The 23,281-nt window shown below is 32.1% G+C and carries 24 protein-coding genes; 8 read left to right on the top strand and 16 right to left on the bottom strand.

The genetic code is table 11. The annotated features are described in order from the left end of the window. The first annotated feature begins 14 nt into the window (after positions 1 to 14). The 3 genes from lpdA (at position 15) to MK851_RS03715 (ending at position 2,196) form a co-directional block, all read left to right on the top strand. Entirely contained in the window at positions 15 to 1,403 is a 1,389-nt protein-coding gene (gene lpdA / locus MK851_RS03705; protein WP_320241544.1) for a dihydrolipoyl dehydrogenase, read from the top strand. A 63-nt stretch (positions 1,404 to 1,466) separates the two neighbouring features. After that, the gene (locus MK851_RS03710) at positions 1,467 to 1,913 is read left to right on the top strand and encodes a hypothetical protein (RefSeq protein ID WP_320241547.1); all 447 of its coding nucleotides are present in this window, start codon (positions 1,467 to 1,469) and stop codon (positions 1,911 to 1,913) included. Between the two features lie 94 nt (positions 1,914 to 2,007). Then, positions 2,008 to 2,196 carry a hypothetical protein gene (locus tag MK851_RS03715; RefSeq protein WP_303507537.1) on the top strand — a complete coding sequence of 63 codons (189 nt, stop codon included), beginning with the start codon at positions 2,008 to 2,010 and terminating at the stop codon, positions 2,194 to 2,196. A 433-nt stretch (positions 2,197 to 2,629) separates the two neighbouring features. Here MK851_RS03715 and ettA read toward each other — a convergent pair whose 3' ends face one another. From ettA to MK851_RS03780, 13 genes are all read right to left on the bottom strand, one after another. After that, complete coding sequence (gene ettA, locus MK851_RS03720) at positions 2,630 to 4,321, bottom strand: energy-dependent translational throttle protein EttA (RefSeq protein WP_303507539.1); 1,692 nt, start codon at positions 4,319 to 4,321, stop codon at positions 2,630 to 2,632. A gap of 203 nt (positions 4,322 to 4,524) precedes the next feature. After that, positions 4,525 to 4,818 (bottom strand): four helix bundle protein, encoded by a 294-nt coding sequence (locus MK851_RS03725; protein WP_320241550.1) that lies wholly within the window; start codon positions 4,816 to 4,818, stop codon positions 4,525 to 4,527. A gap of 30 nt (positions 4,819 to 4,848) precedes the next feature. Beyond that, entirely contained in the window at positions 4,849 to 5,025 is a 177-nt protein-coding gene (locus MK851_RS03730) for a CAL67264 family membrane protein (RefSeq protein WP_099216284.1), read from the bottom strand. Between the two features lie 142 nt (positions 5,026 to 5,167). After that, the gene (locus MK851_RS03735; RefSeq protein WP_320241553.1) at positions 5,168 to 7,192 is read right to left on the bottom strand and encodes an NADPH-dependent 2,4-dienoyl-CoA reductase; all 2,025 of its coding nucleotides are present in this window, start codon (positions 7,190 to 7,192) and stop codon (positions 5,168 to 5,170) included. A gap of 133 nt (positions 7,193 to 7,325) precedes the next feature. Next, positions 7,326 to 7,757, bottom strand: a complete 432-nt coding sequence (locus tag MK851_RS03740) for a hypothetical protein (protein ID WP_320241556.1) — start codon at positions 7,755 to 7,757, stop codon at positions 7,326 to 7,328. A 169-nt stretch (positions 7,758 to 7,926) separates the two neighbouring features. After that, the gene (locus MK851_RS03745) at positions 7,927 to 8,229 is read right to left on the bottom strand and encodes a phosphoribosylpyrophosphate synthetase (protein ID WP_320241559.1); all 303 of its coding nucleotides are present in this window, start codon (positions 8,227 to 8,229) and stop codon (positions 7,927 to 7,929) included. An 80-nt stretch (positions 8,230 to 8,309) separates the two neighbouring features. Beyond that, positions 8,310 to 8,750, bottom strand: coding sequence for a MarR family winged helix-turn-helix transcriptional regulator (locus MK851_RS03750; protein WP_320241562.1), 441 nt, complete (start codon positions 8,748 to 8,750; stop codon positions 8,310 to 8,312). A 57-nt stretch (positions 8,751 to 8,807) separates the two neighbouring features. Then, complete coding sequence (locus MK851_RS03755) at positions 8,808 to 9,056, bottom strand: glutaredoxin family protein (protein ID WP_320241565.1); 249 nt, start codon at positions 9,054 to 9,056, stop codon at positions 8,808 to 8,810. Positions 9,057 to 9,151: 95 nt separating this feature from the next. Beyond that, a complete protein-coding gene (locus MK851_RS03760; RefSeq protein WP_320241568.1) occupies positions 9,152 to 9,433 on the bottom strand; it encodes a GNAT family N-acetyltransferase in 282 nt (93 codons plus the stop codon). A 2-nt stretch (positions 9,434 to 9,435) separates the two neighbouring features. Further along, positions 9,436 to 9,867 (bottom strand): (4Fe-4S)-binding protein, encoded by a 432-nt coding sequence (locus MK851_RS03765; protein WP_320241570.1) that lies wholly within the window; start codon positions 9,865 to 9,867, stop codon positions 9,436 to 9,438. A 17-nt stretch (positions 9,868 to 9,884) separates the two neighbouring features. Then, positions 9,885 to 10,415 carry an NAD(P)H-dependent oxidoreductase gene (locus MK851_RS03770; RefSeq protein WP_320241572.1) on the bottom strand — a complete coding sequence of 177 codons (531 nt, stop codon included), beginning with the start codon at positions 10,413 to 10,415 and terminating at the stop codon, positions 9,885 to 9,887. Beyond that, the gene (locus MK851_RS03775) at positions 10,416 to 10,826 is read right to left on the bottom strand and encodes an OsmC family protein (RefSeq protein ID WP_320241574.1); all 411 of its coding nucleotides are present in this window, start codon (positions 10,824 to 10,826) and stop codon (positions 10,416 to 10,418) included. It lies immediately after the preceding gene. Beyond that, positions 10,826 to 11,176 (bottom strand): DoxX family protein, encoded by a 351-nt coding sequence (locus tag MK851_RS03780; protein WP_320241576.1) that lies wholly within the window; start codon positions 11,174 to 11,176, stop codon positions 10,826 to 10,828. The genes MK851_RS03775 and MK851_RS03780 overlap by 1 nt, the downstream gene beginning before the upstream one ends. Positions 11,177 to 11,333: 157 nt before the next feature. Between MK851_RS03780 and MK851_RS03785 the strand changes: the two genes are divergently transcribed. Both MK851_RS03785 and MK851_RS03790 read left to right on the top strand, forming a co-directional pair. Further along, the gene (locus tag MK851_RS03785) at positions 11,334 to 12,293 is read left to right on the top strand and encodes a helix-turn-helix domain-containing GNAT family N-acetyltransferase (RefSeq protein WP_320241578.1); all 960 of its coding nucleotides are present in this window, start codon (positions 11,334 to 11,336) and stop codon (positions 12,291 to 12,293) included. Between the two features lie 11 nt (positions 12,294 to 12,304). Continuing rightward, positions 12,305 to 12,682, top strand: a complete 378-nt coding sequence (locus MK851_RS03790) for a cupin domain-containing protein (protein ID WP_320241579.1) — start codon at positions 12,305 to 12,307, stop codon at positions 12,680 to 12,682. A gap of 100 nt (positions 12,683 to 12,782) precedes the next feature. On the opposite strand, the gene MK851_RS03795 is transcribed toward MK851_RS03790, so the two are convergent. The 3 genes from MK851_RS03795 to aceB form a co-directional block, all read right to left on the bottom strand. Further along, positions 12,783 to 14,078: a phosphatidylserine decarboxylase gene (locus MK851_RS03795; protein ID WP_320241580.1), complete on the bottom strand. Its 1,296-nt coding sequence runs from the start codon at positions 14,076 to 14,078 to the stop codon at positions 12,783 to 12,785. 438 nt (positions 14,079 to 14,516) lie between these two features. Then, a complete protein-coding gene (locus tag MK851_RS03800; RefSeq protein WP_320241581.1) occupies positions 14,517 to 16,148 on the bottom strand; it encodes an isocitrate lyase in 1,632 nt (543 codons plus the stop codon). A gap of 174 nt (positions 16,149 to 16,322) precedes the next feature. After that, on the bottom strand, positions 16,323 to 17,918 hold the full coding sequence (gene aceB, locus MK851_RS03805) for a malate synthase A (protein WP_320241582.1): 1,596 nt from the start codon (positions 17,916 to 17,918) through the stop codon (positions 16,323 to 16,325). A 156-nt stretch (positions 17,919 to 18,074) separates the two neighbouring features. Here aceB and MK851_RS03810 point away from each other — a divergent pair, with 156 nt between their 5' ends. From MK851_RS03810 to MK851_RS03820, 3 genes are read left to right on the top strand one after another with little or no spacing between them, the layout of a single operon-like run. Next, positions 18,075 to 19,553, top strand: coding sequence for a helix-turn-helix domain-containing protein (locus MK851_RS03810; RefSeq protein ID WP_320241690.1), 1,479 nt, complete (start codon positions 18,075 to 18,077; stop codon positions 19,551 to 19,553). A 58-nt stretch (positions 19,554 to 19,611) separates the two neighbouring features. Then, positions 19,612 to 21,255, top strand: a complete 1,644-nt coding sequence (locus MK851_RS03815) for an acyl-CoA carboxylase subunit beta (protein ID WP_115900681.1) — start codon at positions 19,612 to 19,614, stop codon at positions 21,253 to 21,255. A gap of 16 nt (positions 21,256 to 21,271) precedes the next feature. Beyond that, positions 21,272 to 23,263, top strand: a complete 1,992-nt coding sequence (locus MK851_RS03820; protein WP_320241585.1) for a DUF3352 domain-containing protein — start codon at positions 21,272 to 21,274, stop codon at positions 23,261 to 23,263. The last annotated feature ends 18 nt before the right edge of the window (positions 23,264 to 23,281 follow it).

The raw sequence follows: 23,281 nt of genomic DNA on the forward strand, positions 1-23,281 counted from the left end.
AAAAAGTAAACAACATGAAATACGACGTACTAATAATCGGAAGTGGTCCCGGAGGTTATGTAACAGCTATTAGAGCTTCTCAATTAGGGTTTAAAACCGCTGTAGTTGAAAAGGAAAACTTAGGTGGAATTTGCTTAAACTGGGGATGTATTCCTACCAAAGCATTATTAAAATCTGCTCAAGTATATGACTACTTAAAACATGTTGATGAGTACGGTTTAAAGGCAGAAGCAATCGATAAAGATTTTGAAGCAGTTATTAAGCGTAGTCGTGGTGTTGCTGAAGGAATGAGCAAAGGTGTTCAATTCTTAATGAAGAAAAACAAAATTGATATCATCGATGGTTTTGGTAAAGTAAAAACTGGAAAAAAAGTTGATGTTACCGATAAAGATGGTAACGTAACTGAATATTCAGCAGACAATATTATTATCGCTACAGGTGCTCGCTCTCGTGAATTACCAAGCTTACCACAAGATGGTAAAAAAGTTATCGGATACCGTGAAGCAATGAGTTTACCAAAACAACCAAAATCTATGATTGTTGTAGGTTCTGGTGCTATTGGAGTTGAATTTGCACACTTCTATAACTCAATGGGGACTGATGTAACTGTGGTTGAGTTTATGCCAACGATTGTTCCTGTAGAAGATAAAGATGTTTCTAAACAAATGGAGCGTTCTTTCAAAAAAGCGGGAATAAAAGTAATGACTAGCTCTTCTGTAGAATCTGTTGATACTTCTGGTGACGGAGTAAAAGCTACCGTTAAAACTAAAAAAGGAGAAGAAGTTTTAGAAGCAGACATTGTATTATCAGCAGTTGGTATTAAAACTAATATTGAAAACATCGGTTTAGAAGATGTAGGTATTATTACTGATAGAGATAAAATATTAGTAAACGATTGGTACCAAACGAACATTCCTGGATACTATGCAATTGGAGATGTAACTCCTGGTCCTGCACTTGCTCACGTTGCTTCTGCAGAAGGAATTACCTGTGTTGAAAAAATCGCGGGCTTACATACTGAAGCTATTGACTATGGAAATATTCCTGGTTGTACCTATGCTACTCCTGAGATTGCTTCTGTTGGTTTAACTGAAGAGCAAGCAAAGGAAAAAGGTTACGAATTAAAGGTTGGTAAATTCCCGTTCTCTGCATCTGGTAAGGCTAAAGCTGCTGGAACTCCTGACGGATTTGTAAAAGTAATTTTCGATGCTAAGTACGGTGAATGGTTAGGATGCCATATGATTGGTGCTGGTGTTACCGATATGATTGCTGAAGCTGTTTTAGGTCGTAAATTAGAAACTACTGGTCATGAAGTATTAAAAGCAATTCATCCACACCCAACTATGAGTGAAGCTGTTATGGAAGCTGTAGCTGATGCTTATGATGAAGTAATTCACTTATAAGATTCACAAACTTTATATAGTTAAAACCTCGTCTTTTTTGACGAGGTTTTTTTATATTTGAATATGAAAAAAATATTCCCTATACTCGTATTATTATGTTGTTTTTATTCTTGCAAAACAGAAGAAAAGAAAGCACCTGTAAATCCACTAACAATTCCTTTTAGCGAACGTCCAACTCCTCAACTTCCAAATAATAACAATAATTCTGTTAATATTATTGGAGGCGCACATTATATATGTCCTAAAAAGTGTAAAGGAGGAACTTCAAGTGTTCAAGGCACTTCTTGTCCTGTTTGTAAAACTCCTCTTGCTCATAACCAAGGCTTTCATAATACCCAAAACAAAACTTCACCAATATCAACACCTGCAACACCACCCACTTCTGGGCCAAATGCAGCTGGACAATATCATTATACTTGTTCTAACGGTTGTACTGTTGGTTCAGATAATTCAGGACAATGTAAAAGTTGTGGAGGAAAACTAGTTCATAATGCTGCTTTTCATAGTTAAAAAAGTACGTAATTCCCTTACTTTTATTACGGCTTTTTTAAAGTTTAGTTGAGACCTATTACATAAATTTATATCAACTTTAAAATTTATGATTATGTTAAAAAATATTTCAAATATGGGGTCTGTCTTAAAAGCTTCTGAACAAAAATCTATTACTGGTGGAATTACTAGTATATGCCCTAGAGAAGGTTTAGCCTGTAACAGTCAATATCCTTCTCCAGTACACTGTATTACTGATGTTCCATATTGCTGTGTTGATGGCTACTTTGAAAGATGCTACTAAACTTATAAAATATAAATACTTATAAACCTCACCATATATTGGTGAGGCTTTTTTATATTTGAATTGTCTCGTCCTAAAATAGAACAATCAATTGAATACTTTTTCTCATACAAAGGTGTTGTTTGATACAAAGTTATTAATAAATAGAAATTACTTTCTACCCTTTAAAGGGTTTATTTTAAGAAAAACACACAACAAACCTACTCATTAACAGTAAAAACTCTTTAAAGCCACGGATTAATCAATAAAGACAAAAAAAGTTTATAATTTCGGCATGATAATTGTATTTAAGAAAACTTTAACATAAACTATCATACTATGAAAAACTATCTACTAAACAGTTTTGCATTGAGGGGACAATTGTTATAGAAAAAGAAAAAACTCGAAGCTGCTAACTTCGAGTTTTATTTTTATAAAATATTAGATAATAAATTTATCTGATTAACTTCTTGTATTTAATACGTTTTGGCATTAAATCACCTCCCAAACGTTTTTTCTTGTTTTCTTCATAATCAGAGAAAGAACCTTCAAAGAAATATACTTGACTATCTCCTTCAAAAGCCAAAATATGCGTACAAACACGATCTAAAAACCATCTATCATGCGAAATTACCACAGCACATCCAGCAAAATTCTCCAAACCTTCTTCTAAAGCTCGTAAAGTATTCACATCTAAATCATTCGTAGGCTCATCTAATAACAATACGTTACCTTCTTCTTTTAAGGTCATTGCTAAATGCAAACGGTTACGTTCTCCTCCTGATAAGGTTGCTACCTTTTTATTTTGCTCACTTCCTGAAAAATTAAAACGACTTAAATAAGCTCGAGAGTTTACTTGCTTACCTCCCATCATCACTAAATCTTGACCTTCTGAGAAGTTCTCCCAAATAGATTTTTCAGGATCTATATTTGAGTGTGATTGATCAACATAGGCAATTTTAGCTGTCTCCCCTACTTTAAAATTTCCTGCATCAGGAGTTTCTTCTCCCATTATCATTCTGAAAATAGTAGTTTTACCTGCTCCGTTTGGACCAATAATACCTACGATTCCTGCTTGCGGAAGATTGAACTCTAGATTTTCATATAATAATTTATCTTCATAAGCTTTAGAAACGCCTGTAGCTTCAATCACATTGGTTCCTAAACGTGGTCCGTTAGGAATGTAAATTTCTAATTTCTCTTCCGTTTGCTTTTGGTCTTGGCTCATTAATTTTTCATAGTTCTTCAAACGGGCTTTTTGCTTTGTTTGACGACCTTTTGCTCCTTGACGAACCCAGTCTAACTCTCGTTCTAACGTTTTTTGACGCTTAGATGCTGTTTTGCTTTCTTGCGCTAAACGTTGTGATTTTTGGTCTAACCAAGATGAATAATTTCCTTTCCATGGAATACCTTCTCCTCTATCTAACTCTAAAATCCATCCTGCAACGTTATCTAGGAAGTAACGGTCGTGCGTTACAGCAATTACGGTTCCTTTATATTGTGCTAAATGATGCTCTAACCAGTGTACAGATTCTGCATCTAAATGGTTGGTAGGTTCATCTAATAATAAAATTTCTGGTTCTTGTAACAACAAACGACATAAAGCTACACGACGACGCTCTCCTCCTGATAATACTCCAATTTTCTTATCTCCGTCTGGTGTACGTAACGCATCCATGGCTATTTCTAATTTTGTATCAAGTTCCCATGCGTTAGAAGCGTCAATTTTATCTTGTAACTCAGCCTGTTGATTCATCAGCTTTTCCATCTTATCAGGATCAGAATATACTTCTTCTAAACCAAACATATCATTGATTTTGTTGTATTCATCAAGGATGGCAACTGTTTCTGCAACTCCTTCTTTTACAACTTCCATCACTGTCTTATTCTCATCTAGATTAGGTTCTTGCTCTAAGTAGCCTACTTTATATCCTGGAGAAAAAGTAACGTCACCTTGGTAGTTTTTTTCTACTCCTGCTATAATTTTTAATAAGGTAGATTTACCTGAACCGTTTAAACCTAAAATACCAATTTTAGCTCCGTAAAAGAAACTTAAATAAATATCTTTTAAAACTTGTTTTCCTGTACTTTGGTAGGTCTTAGAGACCTTATTCATTGAAAAAATGACTTTTTTATCGTCGCTCATTTGTTTTATTGTTTATAGTTTGTTGTTTGGAGTTTATAGTTTTTGGGGTTACGATTTTCTGTTAAATTTTTGTCCTTTGATACCTGAATTCCTAAGATAATACATAAAAGCTCCTATTTTTTCTTTTCAACTTCACACATTTCAGATAATTTTTCAAATTGTTCTTTTTTCTTAATTAATTTTTTATCAAAAGTTCTATAGGATTATGACTTTAGTTCTCCTGCCGAACCTTTTGCATAACTTAAAAAATTATGAAACTCACTATTTCCATCTCTATCAAAACCTTCTGCAATATTATCCATTATTGACCTAGAACTCCTTTCCATTTGATCTTTTAAGCTATAATTCTTTGATAAGTTCGATTTTAGAAAGAGTTCTTCAACATATTGATAAATCAACCTTCCTCTTTGCCAAACCTCTAAATCTTCAAACTTTTCAATCTTTCCATAATTTGATTTTATAATTTCATGATTTGAAGTTTGATTAGAATTTATCAATGAATAAACTACAAACCATAAACTTATTTTTTAAACTCTTCCTTTTAAGGCGTTAAACACCCATGCATTAGCAAAAAAACCTAAACCAACAGCACCAAAACCATATCCGGCTATTTCATCGTACTTAAATACTGCTAAACATATAAGTAAAATTCCCATTAATACCATTATAAGCGTTGCCCAGCCTAGGACAGTGTTTTTGTTCATTGCCATAATTTACTTTTTTCAAAAAAATGTGAGCTACAAATATCGGTAATTATTTAGACTTATTCATGCTCTTAATCTTAATACATATAAAAAAAGTCTTGCTATAGCAAGACTTTTTTAGTGTTTTTAAATTTATATAAAACTAGAGTTCAGCAGCTAACCTGCTTCCTTGGTTTATGGCTCTCTTAGCATCTAATTCAGCCGCAACATCTGCTCCTCCAATTACATGAACTTTCATTCCTTTAGCTTCTAACGGTTCTAATAATATTTTAAATGGAACTTGACCTGCACAAATAATTACATTATCAACCGGTAATACTTTTTGTTCTTCGTTTTGAACATAGTGCAAACCTTCATCATCTATTTTTGTGTATTGTACTTCTCCTATAAATTGTACTTTTTTCTTCTTTAGTACTGCGCGATGTATCCAACCTGTAGTTTTCCCTAGATTTCCTCCAAACTTTCCTTTACTACGCTTAAACATAAAGATTTCTCTAGGTGAAGGATGATTTTTTGGTGTAATTCCTTCAATTCCTGCACGGGCTTCTAAAGTTTTATCAATTCCCCATTCTGCTAACCAAGCATCTACATTTAAAGAAGTACTCTCTCCTTCGTGAGCCAAGTATTCTGAAACGTCAAAACCAATTCCTCCTGCCCCAATAACAGCAACACGTTTACCTACAAGTTTCTTTAGTTTTACAACGTCAATATAACTCAATACTTTTTCATGTTCTATTCCCTTTATCCTCGGAGTCCTTGGCGTAATTCCTGTTGCTAAAATAACCTCATCAAAATTACCATTGTATAAATCTTCAGCAGTAATCCTTGTGTTTAACTTTACATTTACCTTATGCAATTCTAATTGCTTATTAAAGTAACGAATGGTTTCATAAAACTCTTCTTTTCCTGGAATTTGTTTTGCTATATTAAACTGACCTCCAGTTTCTTTATTGTCATCAAATAAGGTTACATCGTGTCCTCTTTGAGCTGCTACTGTTGAAGCTGCTAAACCAGCTGGCCCTGCACCTACAACTGCTATTTTCTTCTTTTTTGAAGTTGGATTGTAATTTAACTCTGTTTCATGGCATGCTCTTGGGTTTACCAAGCAACTTGCTACTTTTTTCTGAAAAGCATGGTCTAAACAAGCCTGATTACAAGCTATGCAGGTGTTTATTTCGTCTATCCTTTCTTCTTTTGCTTTGTTTACCCATTCTGGATCCGCTAAAAATGGACGTGCCATTGAAATCATGTCTGCATGTCCTTCTGCTAATACTTTTTCAGCAGTATCTGGCATGTTAATTCGGTTAGAAGTAATTAATGGAATAGATAGTTCTTCTTTCATTTTTTTGGTTACCCAAGTAAACGCTGCTCTAGGAACTGAGGTTGCAATGGTAGGGATTCGTGCTTCATGCCAACCAATTCCTGTATTAATAATAGTTGCTCCTGCTTTTTCTATTTCTTTTCCTAATTGCACTACTTCTTCCCAAGAACTTCCTTGTTCTACCAAATCTAACATTGATAAACGATAGATTATAATAAAATTCTCACCAACAACTTCTCTAATTTTACGGACTAGCTCTACTGCTAAACGGATTCTGTTTTCATATTTTCCTCCGTAATCATCAGTTCGTTTATTTGTTCTTGTTACTATAAATTGGTTGATTAAATATCCTTCAGATCCCATTATTTCTACTCCATCATATCCTGCTTCTTGAGATAATTTAGCACAATTTACAAAGTCTTTTACAGTTCTTCGTATTCCCGATTGCTTTAAAGCAAAAGGTTTAAAAGGGGTTATTGGTGATTTAATTTTTGAAGGTGCTACATTGAATGGATGATATCCGTAACGACCTGAGTGTAAAATTTGCATACAAATTTTACCTCCTTCTTTATGAACTGCTTCTGTGATTACTTTATGTTCACGTGCGTGTTTTTTTGTACTCATACGAGCAGAAAAAGGGGCTGTCCATCCTTGGATATTAGGAGAAATTCCTCCAGTAACAATCAAACCTACACCTCCTCTTGCACGTTCTGCATAATATGTAGCAATACGCTCAATCCCATTTTTCTCTTCTTCTAAACCTGTGTGCATTGACCCCATTAAAATTCTATTTTTTAAAGTGGTAAAACCTAGATCTAAGGGTTCAAAAATATGTTTGTATTTCATTGTCGTGTTTTTATCAAAGTATTATGCGTGCATAATAAATTGCAAGATACATATTTTTTATAATATGTTTATCACATAAAAAAAAGACCCTACACTAAGTATAAGGTCTTTTTAGAACTATTCAGTTATTTTATTACCACCAAATGATTATAATTAAACCATTTGAACATATTATAATTATTATAATTCTAACTTTTGTTCCGTCATTTAATTCCGCTTCAAATCTATAAACTGGCTGCCTTTGAAACTCATGTGGTACTTGTATTACATTACCATCGTCCATTCTATGTTCAGCCAAACCTATACCAGAAAATTCATCTTTTACAATACGATAGCTTTTTAATTCTTCTTTTTTAAGATTTCCTTTTTCTAAAAATAAGTCTAAAGTAGGTTCTTTAACTCCTTCTGGATTCATTGGGTATTCATCCGCTTTGACTACTCCGTAATCTTCATGATAATCTAATTTAAGATCATCTCTGGATTTTGCAGCCTTAGCATCTACTGCTTCTGTTTGGCTTTCACCTGGCAGTACAGTTTCTTCATTTTGACATGATGTAAATACCATAAAAAAGATACTTACAAACATTAGGGTTTTTAAAGTCTTCATAAAATTTAGTTTGGGTTAATTAATCAACCCAAATATATCTTAACCCTATTTAGAAACTCATAGGTAAAAGGTTATTTATTATATAAGGAAAACACCTTAATTTGATAAGGAGAATAACTCTTTTTTATTATCGTACTATTTTCAATTTTTGAATCATTTCTAGAGAAAGAGAGTTAGCATACACTCCATAAGCATCAACTAAAACTCCTTTAATACCTGTTTTTGTTTGAATTGCATACACAACAGAATTGTCTCCTGCGCTACTCATTCCTTCAAATCGATATATCTCAACTACTTCAAAGAAATCCGGAGAGAAAATTTCTCGAGTATTTTTACTCTCTATTTCATTTTCTCTCAGGTTAAAATCAAGAGTAAATCCTCTTTTTTGTAAATCTTTTAATGCTTCCGAAAGTGTATCGTATGTATACATAATTTCTATCTGTTTCACTTTCTTAAAAGATACAATATTTAAACTAGATTTCCTAGTTGTTTTATAGATAATACTAAAGTTTACTGCCTTATTTTATCTAATAAATCACTAAGTTGAGTGGCTTCTTCTTCTGTTAAATTATCAATAAAGTCTAAATGTAAATTATCATCTATTACTTTTAATAGCTTTTTTCCTTGCTGGGTAATACTTATATAGACTACTCTTCTATCATGTTCACACCTTACACGGTCTATTAATTTTTTTTCATACAGTTTATCCATTAGCCTTGTAGCATTAGGAGCTCGTTCTATCATTCTATCTTTTATTGTTTGAACTTTTATAGCTTCTTTAGCTCCTCTTAAAATACGAAGAATATTAAATTGTTGTGATGAAATACTGTACTGTTTAAAAAACTCATTTTCTTTACTGCTTATCCAATTAGCAGTGTATTTAATATTGATAAAAGCTTTGATTTTATCATTTTGAAACTTTGAATTGATGTCTTTTGAAATATCTCCCATTGTTCTGGTTATTAGCCTTAGCTACTAGCCTTGTTTTGTTGTTTAACTAAAATAAGATTATCCTTTTAATTTTAAGTCTTGCATTAACTTATTGAATGTATCTGATGAGGGTGTTAAATACACTTCATCATCAACAAATAAAGTTGGATACTTTACTTGTCCTTCATACAATTCTTTGCTGTGTTTTTTTGCTTCTTCATCTATAGAAACATCTTTGTACTCAAACGGTACTTCTGCAGATTTTAGAAAGTTTTTATATGCAACTGTATGTGCATGTCCTTTTCTACCGTATAAAACTATCTTCATTTTAACTTCCTTATTTTTAGAATACAAAAATACAAAAACAACATTTATATACCAAGGAACATAAATTATTTACAAATACTGAAAAGGAATTTTTATTACGCTAAAACATCTGAATATTCTGACTTTTTATCAAAAACTGATTTAGCGAATGGGCATAATGGAAGGATTTTAATGTTTTGAGTTCTAGCAAACTCTACAGAAGCTGCTACTAACTTATAGCCTACTCCTTTTCCTCGTAAACTATCTCCTACTTCAATATGATCGATAATTAGTTTATCATCTCCTGCCCATGTATATGTCATTAATCCGTCTCTATTTCCATCAATTTCGATAAAGAACTCTCCTTTCTTACCGTTATCTTCTTGTTGTATTTTCATAATTATCCTTTAAACTCAACTTTTACATGTGTACCGTCACAATATGGTTTGTTATGAGAAGCTCCGCACCTGCAAAAAGCTGTTGTTTTATTTTTCTTTTCTGTTCTACCATCTGGATTCGTAACATGCAGAGTTCCGTAGATTAATAAAGGGCCGTTTTCTAATGCTTCTACTTTAGTTTCTGTGTGAGCTGCAGCTTGATTACCTTCCTCTTTTGAAATGTACGACAGCGCTCCTGAAGGGCATTCTTCTACTTGTTTTTTTATTCTTTCAGTAGTTGACCCATCCATATTAATCCACGGTCTATTTTGCGGATTAAAAACTTGTAACAAGCCTTTCCAACATTTTTTTGAGTGGATACACTTATTGGGTTTCCATACTACAGTAATATCATTATTACTGTAGTTCTTTACAATTTCCTTTGCTTTTGACATAATTTAAAATTTTATGTTTATACTGCCTTTTGGAAAGTTGCAACTGCTTCTTTTATTTTTATATCAAACTCTTCATTTACAATCTTTCCACTTTTAAAGTTATCATAAAATTTTGGTAAAGAAAAATCGGCTATAACATTTGCACCCATATGTGGAAATCCATTTTTTGCAATTTCCATAGAAGATGCCCCTCCTCTAGCTCCTGGAGAGGTTGATAACAACAACATAGGTTTGTTGTGCCATACTTTTTGCTCTATACGCGACATCCAATCTATTATATTTTTCAATGCTACAGTAAAATTCCCATTATGTTCTGCTAACGATACAATTATACCGTCTGCTTCTTTAATTTTTTCTAGAAATTTTACTGCATTTTCTGGTATACCATTCTCCATTTCTTCATCAATTCCATATATAGGTAATGGATAATCATTTAAATCTAATACAGAAGCCTCAGCCTTTTGTTGTAAAACTGATGCGTATATTACTAATTGTTTATTAATTGATTTTTTACTATTACTTCCTGCAAAAGCGATTATTTTCTTCATTTATGTTGTTATTTTTGTATCAATTTCTGTTGCTCCTTTCACCATTTTAGCTACAGGACATTTGCCTGCAATTTCTAATAGTTTAGTGCGTTGCTCATCAGTAACTTCTTTTTCAAAAGAAATTTCTTCTACTAATGATTTTTTTATTCCTTCTGGAGTTAATTGTTCTTTTTGACTGACATTTACTGTAACTCTTCCTAAGTCCCACCCTTTTCTTTCTGCGTACATTCGTAGTGTTATTGATACACAACCGCCAATTGCAGTTAATAAATATTCTACTGGGGTTGGTCCGTTATCGTCTCCTCCTTTATCCAAAGGTTCATCAATAACGGCAAAATGATTTCTCATTTTACCTTCTGCTAAGTAATTTCGTTCAGTTAAAGTAACTGTTGCTGTTGGATTATTGCTCATTATATTTTTTTACTATAAATATACGAAACTATTAATAGTACTAGTGCTATTACAGCTCCTATTTGTTCTCCATCTCCAATCATAAGATGAGCAAAAAAAGCTAAGGTAAATGCAAAGAAAAAACCTGCATACGCCCATTCATTTAAAAACTTCCCTCTTAAAAACCACAAGGCTATTACCCCTAATAATTTAGCTATTGCATACGGATAAATAATATATGTTGGATACCCAAAAGCTGTAAACATTTTAGCTACTTCTGCATGGTTAAAAAAATACATTCCTGCTGAAAAAAACATTAATAATGTTAATAACCCTGTAGCTACATAAAAAATAATTTTGTCTTTTTTCATTTTACTTGTTGTTAAATTTCTGTACAAATATATAAAAAATATTTAATTATTTTCCATGGTATATATTATCTAGGTATTTATTTGATTACAGAAGGTTTGTTTTAAATCAAGAAAACATATATATATTTGTGTTTATATAAGTACTTATGTTTTTATTATGGATGCTTTAAAAGGATTAGGAGAAATTGGTTTAGGTTCTAGGTTAAAAAGAACTAGTGATTACATGATGCGTGAAACACAATTGGTGTACGATGAGTTTAATATTGATTTTGACCCTTACCTATTTCCTACTTTTAAAATTATTAAAAATAAAGATGGTGTTACTAATACTGAGATTACCAATAGCTTAAAAACATCACAACCTGCTACAACACAAGCTATTAATAAGCTTTATAAAAAAGGACTTATCACCCTTAAAGAAGACAAATTGGATAAGCGAAAAAAAGTTATTTTCGTTTCTAACAAAGGAAAGCAACTTATAGAGAATGTAACTCCTATTTGGAACAGTATTGAACACATTATTAAAAAGTACACGAACATTAAGTCTGAATCATTAACCGAACTTATAAATGAATTAGATACTAAGTTTAATAAAAAATCTTTCAGCGAAGCTATTATAGAACACATAAAAATGAATACAACAAAAAACACAGTAGCAATTACCACATTTAAAGAAGAGTATAGCACTTCTTTTTATGATTTAAATATTGAATGGTTACAAACATTTTTCTACGTAGAACCTTATGATAAGGAAGTTTTGAGTAACCCTCATACATATATTATTAACAAAGGCGGACATATTTTCTTTGCAAAATTGAATGATGAAATTGTAGGCACTGTTGCTTTGATGCCTATGAATGAACCTAATGTTTATGAATTAACAAAAATGGCTGTTTCACCAAAACACAGGGATTACAAAATAGGACAACAACTCATGCAACATTGTATTGATTTTGCAAAAGATAAACAGTTTGATAAATTAGTTTTATACTCAAACACGAAACTTGAAAACGCTATTTATATTTATAGAAAATTTGGCTTTTTAGAAATTCCTGTGGAAGAAGGTTGTCCTTATGAGCGCTGTAATATTAAAATGGAACTAAAAACAAAGTTTTAATAATGTGTGATATGGATACAACTCAAACAATTAATATTCAAAAAGAAGCTGAAAAGCTAAAAGATTACTTTTCTCCTAAAATAGTTTCTGAAGTTAACAATGAATATGTTAAACTCGCTAAAATTAACGGACAGGATATTCCGTGGCATAATCACGAAAATGAGGATGAGCTTTTTTATATTATTGACGGAAACCTTTTAATGGAGCTAGAAGATCAACCTAGTTTTACAATGAAAAAAGGGGATTTGTTTGTAGTTCCTAAGGGCATTAATCATAGAGTTAGTTCTTCTATAGACTGTTTAATTATGCTTATTGAAACAAAATCTACCAAACATACTGGAAAGGTAATAACTCCTATTACTAAATCTATTGAGAATCAAAGACATTAATGTATCACCATAAATACTACATACATTCATCTTTATTAAAAAACTATTACAATAAAAAAAGGTAGTTAGTCAAAAACTACTACCTTTCCTTTAAAATATACTACTTATTCCAATAAACTGAAGTTTGTCCGTATTGAAAATGAATAGGCACTAGCGAAGGATCTCTTTGGAACATATACAGCTCATGAGGTGGTTTTTCAAATAACATAATAATATCTGAACCTCCAAATCTAAATTTACCAAACTCTTGACCTTTCACTACTGTTTGTCCTTGTAGTTCAGTATACATATCTACACCAGAAACCTGACACATTCCTATTGGTAAAATAGAAACCTTTCCTACTTCAGTACCCGCATCCATAATTACTAATCCTCTAGCTTGTGAAAACTCATATCCGTTTTCTCCACCATCAGGAGCATCAAACTGCCCATCAGATGCTGTTTCAACATTCAAATACACTTTTCCTTCTACTGGTAGAATCTCTAAAATTTTTCCACTAACTGGTGTATGAAAGCGATGATAATCAAAAGGACTTAAGAAATAATGAATAAATGTACCTCCATAAAAACTTTCTCCATACTTACTATACTCCAACAACTCATCTACGCTACCAATAGTATGCGTTCCTTTCAACGTAATTTTATCTACATTCCCTTTTTTATCAATTGGATAATATGCTTTAAAAGTACAATCTGCAGGAGAAACAATAGTCGTATTGTCATTTGGATCCGCTATAGGACGTAAAGGAGAAATTCCCGTTTTAGGATCCGCATGATTAAATTCTCTATAAAAAAATTGATTAAACGTTTTCCAACTACTTTCATTATCAGAATACAAAGGAAAATTATAAACACTTTCACCTTGAACATTTTTATCATCTTTAAATGATTGTAACGTTTCGTCTGTTAAAGAAGCTTCCGTATCTAAGAAAGTTCCCCAAGCATTTGCAAAACTCACTAACCAATTAGCAAACTCAGGATAACTTTGCATCGTTTTTCCTTCTGAATCTGTTTGATCAATCAACCAATAGGATTGACAAAGTAAATCGTATACTTTTTGATTGTATCCGTTTTTAGTTCCATCACTCGTCCAAGCATTAGGGTATTCTGGATCCCTACTTTCATTGGGAATCATCTGTACATAAATATCTAAGTAATCATAATATGCAGCGACGGTTTCTGGCCATCCTTTTCCTTTAAATTCTTTATCAATTGCTTTGTAAAGGTCTTTATTTAAAGGTGGTATCGTTTTATCTGGGCTTCCATTTTTTGATAATTCTACCGCTTTTTTTAATGAATCTCCAAGACTTTTTGCCATTGCTGGGTTACCATCTAAAATACTTTTCAGTTGTTCAACAACTGCTTTATGAGTTTTAATAGTTGTACCTGTTTCCATAATTAGTTAAATTATTACATAACTCCTACTCTTTTATTAGAGGTTTTTCGGATACCACCTGTCCAAATAAAAATTGATAATAGCTCATTAAATATCATATCGTTACACTACAAATATTTAATCCCCCTAAAAATTATGATATAGTAACCATCATTAATCATACTATCAGATTATTCAAATTTGAAGATTTTATCCATTAATCTTAGAGAAAAGCCCATAAGCCGATGATTTTCAAACACAAAAGCAGTAATTCAAGTAATAAAAAAACAGGTTAATTATGTTTTACAACAATATAAATGGTATTTGAAGTAGTTATCTCTATAAAAACTCCACTTGTACAAGTGGAGTTCTACTTCAAAACAGCATAAAACTATGTAACTAAAAAAGAAGAAAAATTAAAATTTTTATACAGTTAAAAAACAGCTGCATTACATAAAATTAAGCAATAACTGATGCTTTTTGTAATTCTACTTTATTTTCATTTTTAACTTCAAACTGATTAGATGTATTTTTTCCTCCTCCCGCTTTTAATGCCATCTCTCCTGCAAAAAATGTTTTGTGATCATCACCTAAATCAGAACCAGCCATTCGCTGATGTTTTACACACGATACACCTTTTCTAATTTCTTGTCGTTGCACCCCTCTAACATATGCTAACATACCATCTTCTCCAAAATAACCCTCGGTTAAATCGTTCATATGTAGTGCTGTCGTATGGTATGTTGGTAAGGTTATTAAATGATGGAAAATTCCTGCTTCTCTTGCTCCATCTATTTGGAAAGTACGGATTTTATCATCTGCTCTGTGACACAATTCTGTACCATCATAAGCCGCATTCATTAAATTATTTCTGTCGTACCCTGTCATGTTTTCACCTTCAGCAACCATTTCATCATACACTTGATTACGGAAGTTTAACGTCCAATTAAATGATGGTGAGTTGTTGTATACTAATTTTGCATTTGGTACTACTGCTCTCACTTTATTTACCATGTTTGCTATTTGTCCCACATGAGGTGTAGGTGTTTCAATCCATAATAAATCTGCTCCGTTTTGTAAGCTTGTTATGCAATCTAACACAACCCTGTCTATATTCGTTCCTTCTCTAAACTTATACAACCCGTTTGCTAAACGCACAGGACGTACTAGCTTTCCATCACGTTTTAATAACACATCATCTTCTCTTGCTTCATCAATCGTAATTTCTTCTGCTTCTACAAACGCTAAATACTGAGAGGCTAAATCTCCTGGTTCTTGACTTACTGGTAGTTTTTGAGTTAATCCTGCTCCTTCCGAATCGGTTCTTGCAACAATAACTCCGTCTTCAACACCTAACTCTAAAAAGGCATATCGAATTGCATTTAGTTTTGCTATAAAATCTTCATGTGGCACGGTTACTTTTCCATCTTGATGTCCGCATTGTTTGGCATCTGAAACTTGGTTTTCTATTTGAATAGCACAAGCACCAGCTTGAATCATCTTTTTCGCTAATAAGTATGTAGCTTCTTCATTTCCAAAACCTGCATCGATATCAGCAATAATTGGAACTATATGTGTTTCGAAATTATCAATTTCACTCTGTACATCTTCTCCGTTTTCTAACCTTCGGAATAAATCGTTTAATTCAATAGCGTCTGCCTGACGTAGAAAGTCATAAATTTCTTCAATCAATGATGGTACTGCTGTTTTTTCATGCATTGATTGATCTGGTAATGGTCCAAACTCTGAACGCAAAGCTGCTACCATCCATCCTGAAAGATATAAATAACGTTTACTTGTTGTTTTGTGATGTTTTTTTACTGCAATCATTTTTTGTTGTGCTACGAATCCGTGCCAGCACCCCAATGATTGCGTATAATTAGATGAGTCTGCATCATAAGCTGCCATATCTTCTCTCATGATAGCAGCGGTATACCTAGCAATATCTAAACCTGTTTTAAAACGGTTTTGCGCTACCATTCTAGCGGCGTTTTCAGGAGAAACTGAGTTCCATGTCGTTCCGTACTTTTCTTTTAACTCTTTCACAGTTTGTAAAGCAGAACTATAATTAGCGTGTGCTAAATTTTTCATAATTTTGTAATTGATAAGGTTATTAATTTTATTGATAGCTTGCCCTCTTAAATGTTGCCGCATTTTTGAGGGCTTTTTCTCGATAATCGAGATTTAAATATTTTAAGTTTAGTCTTTAATTTAAATTGCTTTTCTCTACAAATATCTTTTAAGCATACACCTAAACGGCTTACTCTATAAATATTTATACGCTGGTAAGGTTAAGAATTCAACAAATTCTTTGTTTAAAATCAACTTATCAAACAATTGAATAGCTAATTCAAACTTTCCGTTGTTATACCTGTCTTCACCTACATAACTTTTTATTTTTTTTAATTCTTCTTTTTTAAATTGCTTGTACATTCCTTCAGTAAATGTTCTACCATCTTCTAACATCACGCTTTTATGTAACCATTGCCATACTTGCGTTCTAGAGATTTCAGCAGTTGCTGCATCTTCCATCAAATTATACAAAGCAGCAGCTCCTTGTCCCATTAACCAAGATTCTATATATAAAATTCCAACATTAATATTTTCTCTTATTCCTTTTTCAGTTATAGTACCTTCCGGTAATTCAACTAAATTTTCTTCAGAAATAAATAAGTCTTCTAACTTTTTATCTATCTGGTTAGCATTTGGCATTACTTTATCAAAAACATCCATCGTAACCTCTACTAATCCTGGGTGTGCAACCCAAGTTCCGTCATGTCCATTTTTTACTTCTTGCTCTTTATCGTTCTTCACTTTTACAAAGGCTTCTTTATTTAGCTCATCGTTGTTCTTTACTGGAATTTGTGCTGCCATTCCTCCCATAGCATGTACACCTCGTTTATGACACGACTGAATAACTCGTAACGAATACGCTTTCATAAACGGACTACTCATCGTTACTTGTGAGCGATTTGGTACTATAAAATTGGTATGGTTTCTAAACTTTTTAATGTATGAGAAAATATAATCCCAACGTCCACAGTTTAAGCCCGCCATGTGATTTTTTAACTCATGAATAATTTCATCTAACTGAAAACTTGCAGTGATTGTTTCGATTAATACTGTTGCTTTAATTGTTTTTTGTGGTACGCCCAAATACTCTTGTGCAAATATAAAAACATCATTCCACCAACGTGCTTCTTTATAGTGTTCTAGTTTAGGTAAATAAAAATAGGTTGCACTTCCCTGCTCTTGTAACGTTTTGATATTATGGAAGAAATACAACCCAAAATCAACCAAAGAACCTGACATTTCTACGCCATCAATCAACAAATGTTTTTCATTTAAATGTAACCCTCTTGGTCTTACTAACAAGGTAGCTACTTTCTCATTTAACTCGTAGCTTTTATCTTTTGCTGCATTATAAAATGAAATTGTTTTATTTACTGCGTCTCGTAAGTTCACCTGACCATTTAAAATATTTTGAATAGTTGGTGAATTACTATCTTCAAAATCTGCCATAAATGTTTTTGCTCCAGAATTTAAAGCATTGATAATCATTTTACGTTCTACTGGCCCTGTAATTTCTACTCTCCTATCTAACAAGTCTTCAGGTAACGGAGCACACACCCAATCTCTTTCTCTAATCTCTTTCGTTTCCAAAGGAAAAGAAGGATAGTTTCCTGCATCAAAATAAGCTTGTTCAATTTCTCTTTCAGCTAATAATTGAAGTCTTTGAGTATTAAATTTTTCTTGAAGTTGAATTAAAAATGCTTTGGCTTCATTGGTCAAAACACTTTTATACTCGGTTTGATCAAAACCTACACATTGAATTTCTTTTGCTAAAACATCTTGATTCATATCTATTTATTTTTTTTTTATTGATTTACAGTTCAATATTAAAAAAAAGAACTTAAATAAAAAAGCGAACGTTCGCTAAAAATATTAAAAACACTAATTTTTATTAATTCGCTAATTTTTATACCTTTGAATTACGAATCTTTTAATAAAAACACCTTGGAAGAAGAATATATCAGATTAGTTTTTGGATTAAAACTGAAACAAATACGCACAGATAAAAACCTATCACTCTTTGGATTATCCAAACTAACAGGTTTATCAAAATCGTATTTAAACGAAATTGAAAAGGGAAAAAAGTACCCAAAAACTGATAAAATTGTTATTCTTTCCGAGAAACTAGAAGTACCTTATGACCATTTAGTTTCCTTAAAGTTAGATAAAAACTTAGCACCAATTGGTGAAATTTTACAATCTAAAATTTTAAAAGAGATTCCTCTTGACCTATTTGGTATTAAAGAAAATAATCTAATTGACATCATTGCCAACGCTCCTGCAAAGGTTAATGCGTTTATTAGTACTATTATTAAGATTTCTCAAAACTATAATTTAACAAGAGAGAGCTTTTTTCTTGCTGCATTGCGTTCGTACCAAGAAGCACATAACAACTATTTTGAGGATATTGAAACGAAGGTTACCAACTTTATCAAAGCATATCAAATTAATCCAAATGCTCCTATTACTTCAAAAGATTTAAAAGAGATTTTAATTGAGGAATATAGTTACACTATTGATAGTAAAGAACTATCTAAACATCAAAAGTTATCTGAACTCAGAAACATCTATATTCCAAAAAACAAAACACTTCTTATATACAACGATATAAACGAAGCACAAAAAACATTCATTTTCGCTAAAGAAATAGCTTATAATTATTTGCAGATAGAAAACAGGTTATATACATTTCCATGGATTAAATTTGACAGCTTTGATGAAGTATTAAATAATTTTATTGCTTCTTATTTTGCGGGTGCTTTAATTATTCCGAAAGATGATTTAATTCAAAAACTAACACAACTTTTTTCTTTAGAAACCTGGCAACCTTTACAGTTGCATAAAATTATTAGAAGTTATAATTGTTCTGACGAAACGTTTTATCAACGTTTAACTAACATTTTACCAAAATATTTTAACATTAAAAACCTATTCTTTTTACGTTTTACACATAAAGAAGGTTCTCCAGCACATAGACTTTCAAAAGAACTACATATTACACAACAACAGTCACCCCACGCCAATCGTAATAACGAACATTATTGTAGAAGGTGGATTGCCATTAAAACGATACAAGATTTAGAAGTTTCAGAAGAAAAAAATTCGGCTTATGGAATTCAAATATCATCATACGAAAACTCTCAAAAGGAATATTTAGTACTATCTGCAGCTACTGCTGATCCTTTTAAGAATAAGATTAATCGCAGTGTGAGTATAGGCATGTTACTTTCTCCACATTTAAAACGCAAGCTTCATTTTTTTAATGAAGATACTTTCACTAAAAAAACAGTTGGTATTACCTGTGAAACTTGTGCTGTACAAAACTGTAATGAACGTGTAGCTGAACCGTATATTTTACTAAAACAATCTAGAAACAAAGAAATAGAAAAAACTGTTGAAAACATCATTCAATCGTATAGGTAAACACCTTGTTTTATACGTCCTTTTTCTTATTTTAGCACACGCAAACAAATAACTTACCATGGATCTTAACTTCAACAAAAACGAAGACCACAATAAACTTTTAGTATCAGATTTACGTAGACGCTTTGCCAAAGTTAAATTAGGTGGCGGACAAAAACGTATTGACAAACATCATGAGAAAGGAAAATTAACCGCTCGTGAACGTATTGATTATTTATTAGACAACAAATCTAACTCTATTGAAATCGCTGCTTTTGCTGGTGAAGACATGTATCAAGAACACGGTGGATGTCCTTCTGGTGGTGTGGTTGTAAAAATGGGATATGTTAGTGGTAAGCAATGTATTGTTGTTGCTAATGACGCTACGGTAAAAGCGGGTGCTTGGTTCCCTATTACAGGAAAGAAAAACTTAAGAGCTCAAGAAATAGCTATTGAAAATAAATTGCCTATTATTTATTTGGTAGATTCTGCTGGAGTTTATTTACCAATGCAGGATGAGATTTTTCCTGATAAAGAACACTTCGGAAGAATTTTTAGAAACAATGCTGTAATGAGTAGCATGGGAATTACCCAAATTGCTGCCGTTATGGGAAGTTGTGTTGCTGGTGGTGCTTACTTACCTATTATGAGTGATGAAGCGCTTATCGTAGATAAAACAGGAAGTATTTTCTTAGCTGGTAGTTATTTAGTTAAGGCTGCTATTGGTGAAACTATTGATAATGAAACATTGGGTGGAGCAACTACACATTGTGAAGTATCTGGGGTTACCGATTATAAAGCAAAAGATGATAAAGATGCTTTAGACACCATTAAAAACCTAATGGATAAAATTGGAGATTATGACAAAGCTGGATTTAATCGTAAAGAAGCGTTTCCTCCAAAAGAAAATGAAGATGATATTTTCGGGATTTTACCAAAAGCTCGTAATGAGCAATACGATATGATGGAAATCATCAAGCGTTTGGTAGATAATTCTGAATTTGAAGAATACAAAGCAGGCTATGGTCAAACCATTATTACAGGATATGCTCGTATTGATGGATGGGCAGTAGGTATCGTTGCTAACCAACGTAAAATTGTAAAATCGAAAGGAGTAAAAACTAAACCTAGCGAAATGCAATTTGGTGGGGTAATTTATAACGATTCAGCCGATAAATCTACACGATTTATTGCCAACTGTAACCAAAAGAAAATTCCGTTAGTTTTCTTACAAGATGTTACTGGATTTATGGTAGGAAGTAAATCTGAACACAGCGGTATTATTAAAGACGGAGCTAAAATGGTGAATGCAGTAAGCAACTCTGTAGTTCCTAAGTTTACGGTAGTTATAGGTAACTCTTATGGAGCAGGAAACTATGCTATGTGTGGTAAAGCGTATGATCCGCGTCTTATTTTTGCGTGGCCAAGTGCTGAGTTAGCAGTAATGAGTGGAGCTTCTGCTGCAAAAGTATTGTTACAAATTGAAACAGCTGCCTTAAAGAAAAAAGGCGAAAAAATTACTCCTGAAAAAGAAGCGGAATTATTCGATAAAATAAAATCGAGATACGATAATCAAATATCTCCATATTATGCTGCGGCAAGAATCTGGACAGATGCAGTTATCAACCCACTAGATACTAGAACTTGGATTTCTATGGGAATTGAAGCTGCTGACCACGCACCTATTGAAAAGAAATTCAATTTGGGAGTTTTACAGGTTTAAAAGCACAGGAAGTAGCATGAAAAAAAGAGTGTTTTGGGGCATTATTGCCCTTGTTATTGGCTTTGTTGTCTATCAAGTTTATATTTTTACCTTATCTGAAAATGATAATATCAAGTCTATTTACTTAGTTCCTGATGATGCTGTTTTTATAGTTGATACTGAAAGACCTATTGACACTTGGGATGAAATAAGCTCAAGTGAAATTTGGACGCATCTTCAATCCAATCAACAAATCAATAAACTATCTGAAGGGCTCAATAGTTTAGATGAAACCTTTAAAGCAAAAAAGGAAATTTTTGACTTTATAGGGGAACGTAATCTGGTTATTTCAGTACATGTATTTAGTCCCAGAAAATATGGGTTACTATACGTTGCTGATTTACAAAAGTTCTCTAAACTCATCTTTTTAAAAAGAGCTATTAGCAATTTAGCTGGTGAAGATTATAAAGTAACCAAACGCGTATACAAAAAGCATGAAATTATAGAACTCTATAATAAGAAGACAAGAGAAACCTTACATCTTTCCTTTATTAAAAATCAGGTTATAGCTTCTTATACTCACCTTTTGGTTGAACAATCAATAGACCAATACTTAAATCCTGTTATTGGACGTGATCTTAACTTTTTAGAAATAAAAAAGAAAACAGATACTGATGGTTTTTTCAATGTTTATTTACAACATAAATATCTAAAAAACTATTTAAATTGTTTTACCAGTTCTAGCAATTTAGATTTCTTAAATAAAGAAGCATTCTTCTACTCTGGTTTAGATATATCCATTGTGGAAGGAGTTATCGTTCAAGCTACTGGTTACACAAACGTTGACACTAATTCACAAACATATTTAAAGGTATTACAAAAGTCTGGAGTTGGTAAACGTAGTGTTGCTAAAATAGCCCCAAAGAACACCTCTTTATATCTTAGTTTTGCTTTTGATGATTTTAAAACATTTAATAGTAATCTAGAAAAACTCCAACAAGAAAATCCTACTGATTTTAAGATGTATTCTGATCAACTTTCGATGATTGAGGATAAATTAGACATTAATGTTTCTGAAAACATTTATAGTTGGATTGGTAGTGAAATAGCTTTAATTCATTTTAACACTGAACTTTCAAAAAACAAAAAAGATATCGCTGCTATTATTAAAGCTGACGATATTGATGACGCTAAAGAAAATCTTCAGCTTGTCCTTTCAAAAATTAAAGAAAATACTCCTTTAAAATACAAGCAAATCGATTACAGAGGCTATCCTATTAACTTTTTTGATTTAAAAGGATTCTTTAAAATGTTAGCAGGAAACATGTTTTCTAAAATGGAAAAGCCTTACTTTACCATTATTGATGATTATGTTGTTTTTAGTACTAGCCCAAATACAATTAAAGAAATCATTAATAATCACTTAATAGGATACACACTTGAAAGTTCTGAAAAATTTGACGATTTTAATTATCATTTTGAAAAGAAATCTAGTGTCTTTGCTTATGTAAACACTCCAAATTCCTATAAAGACCTTTTAAGTTTGGTTGATAACAAAACTCGACATGAACTCCAAAAAAACAAACCATATATCACTTGTTTTTCTCAAATTGGCATGCAACTAATTGCTTCTGATGAGTTGTTTGAAAGTAATATTTCTCTTGTTTTTGAAGACCCTAAAAACATTGATATAAACACTAAAAAAGATAAAGAGTTAAGAGAGAAACTATTATTAGAGTTAGCTCCCTACAAAGATTCTACAAGCACTCAAAATTCAACAACATTTTTTAAGATTCCGCCAATACACCCTTCTGATTTAAGCGCTAAATCATACAAGGAGTTTTATAAAAACGGAAAACTAAAATTTGAAGTTGATTTAGAAGATGGTTTAAAAGATGGCTCTTATAAGTCTTATTATGAAAACGGAAATGTAAAAGTTAAAGGACATTATAAAAAAGATAAGCAAAGTGGAACTTGGAAAGCATACGATGAACAAAAAGGTGATGTAATTTTCAAAAAACATTTTTAATTGCAATATTTTATAGCA

Origin of the sequence: Tenacibaculum sp. 1B UA, from assembly GCF_033978845.1 — a bacterium.
GTDB lineage: Bacteria > Bacteroidota > Bacteroidia > Flavobacteriales > Flavobacteriaceae > Polaribacter.

Bases quoted from the DNA above. Each gene is read 5' to 3' on its own strand.
- lpdA (WP_320241544.1), top strand. From the start codon at position 15: ATGAAATACGACGTACTAATAATCGGAAGTGGTCCCGGAGGTTATGTA.
- MK851_RS03710 (WP_320241547.1), top strand. From the start codon at position 1,467: ATGAAAAAAATATTCCCTATACTCGTATTATTATGTTGTTTTTATTCT.
- MK851_RS03715 (WP_303507537.1), top strand. From the start codon at position 2,008: ATGTTAAAAAATATTTCAAATATGGGGTCTGTCTTAAAAGCTTCTGAA.
- ettA (WP_303507539.1), bottom strand. From the start codon at position 4,321: ATGAGCGACGATAAAAAAGTCATTTTTTCAATGAATAAGGTCTCTAAG.
- MK851_RS03730 (WP_099216284.1), bottom strand. From the start codon at position 5,025: ATGAACAAAAACACTGTCCTAGGCTGGGCAACGCTTATAATGGTATTA.
- MK851_RS03735 (WP_320241553.1), bottom strand. From the start codon at position 7,192: ATGAAATACAAACATATTTTTGAACCCTTAGATCTAGGTTTTACCACT.
- MK851_RS03740 (WP_320241556.1), bottom strand. From the start codon at position 7,757: ATGGTATTTACATCATGTCAAAATGAAGAAACTGTACTGCCAGGTGAA.
- MK851_RS03745 (WP_320241559.1), bottom strand. From the start codon at position 8,229: ATGTATACATACGATACACTTTCGGAAGCATTAAAAGATTTACAAAAA.
- MK851_RS03750 (WP_320241562.1), bottom strand. From the start codon at position 8,750: ATGGGAGATATTTCAAAAGACATCAATTCAAAGTTTCAAAATGATAAA.
- MK851_RS03755 (WP_320241565.1), bottom strand. From the start codon at position 9,056: ATGAAGATAGTTTTATACGGTAGAAAAGGACATGCACATACAGTTGCA.
- MK851_RS03760 (WP_320241568.1), bottom strand. From the start codon at position 9,433: ATGAAAATACAACAAGAAGATAACGGTAAGAAAGGAGAGTTCTTTATC.
- MK851_RS03765 (WP_320241570.1), bottom strand. From the start codon at position 9,867: ATGTCAAAAGCAAAGGAAATTGTAAAGAACTACAGTAATAATGATATT.
- MK851_RS03770 (WP_320241572.1), bottom strand. From the start codon at position 10,415: ATGAAGAAAATAATCGCTTTTGCAGGAAGTAATAGTAAAAAATCAATT.
- MK851_RS03775 (WP_320241574.1), bottom strand. From the start codon at position 10,826: ATGAGCAATAATCCAACAGCAACAGTTACTTTAACTGAACGAAATTAC.
- MK851_RS03780 (WP_320241576.1), bottom strand. From the start codon at position 11,176: ATGAAAAAAGACAAAATTATTTTTTATGTAGCTACAGGGTTATTAACA.
- MK851_RS03785 (WP_320241578.1), top strand. From the start codon at position 11,334: ATGGATGCTTTAAAAGGATTAGGAGAAATTGGTTTAGGTTCTAGGTTA.
- MK851_RS03790 (WP_320241579.1), top strand. From the start codon at position 12,305: ATGGATACAACTCAAACAATTAATATTCAAAAAGAAGCTGAAAAGCTA.
- MK851_RS03795 (WP_320241580.1), bottom strand. From the start codon at position 14,078: ATGGAAACAGGTACAACTATTAAAACTCATAAAGCAGTTGTTGAACAA.
- MK851_RS03800 (WP_320241581.1), bottom strand. From the start codon at position 16,148: ATGAAAAATTTAGCACACGCTAATTATAGTTCTGCTTTACAAACTGTG.
- aceB (WP_320241582.1), bottom strand. From the start codon at position 17,918: ATGAATCAAGATGTTTTAGCAAAAGAAATTCAATGTGTAGGTTTTGAT.
- MK851_RS03815 (WP_115900681.1), top strand. From the start codon at position 19,612: ATGGATCTTAACTTCAACAAAAACGAAGACCACAATAAACTTTTAGTA.
- MK851_RS03820 (WP_320241585.1), top strand. From the start codon at position 21,272: ATGAAAAAAAGAGTGTTTTGGGGCATTATTGCCCTTGTTATTGGCTTT.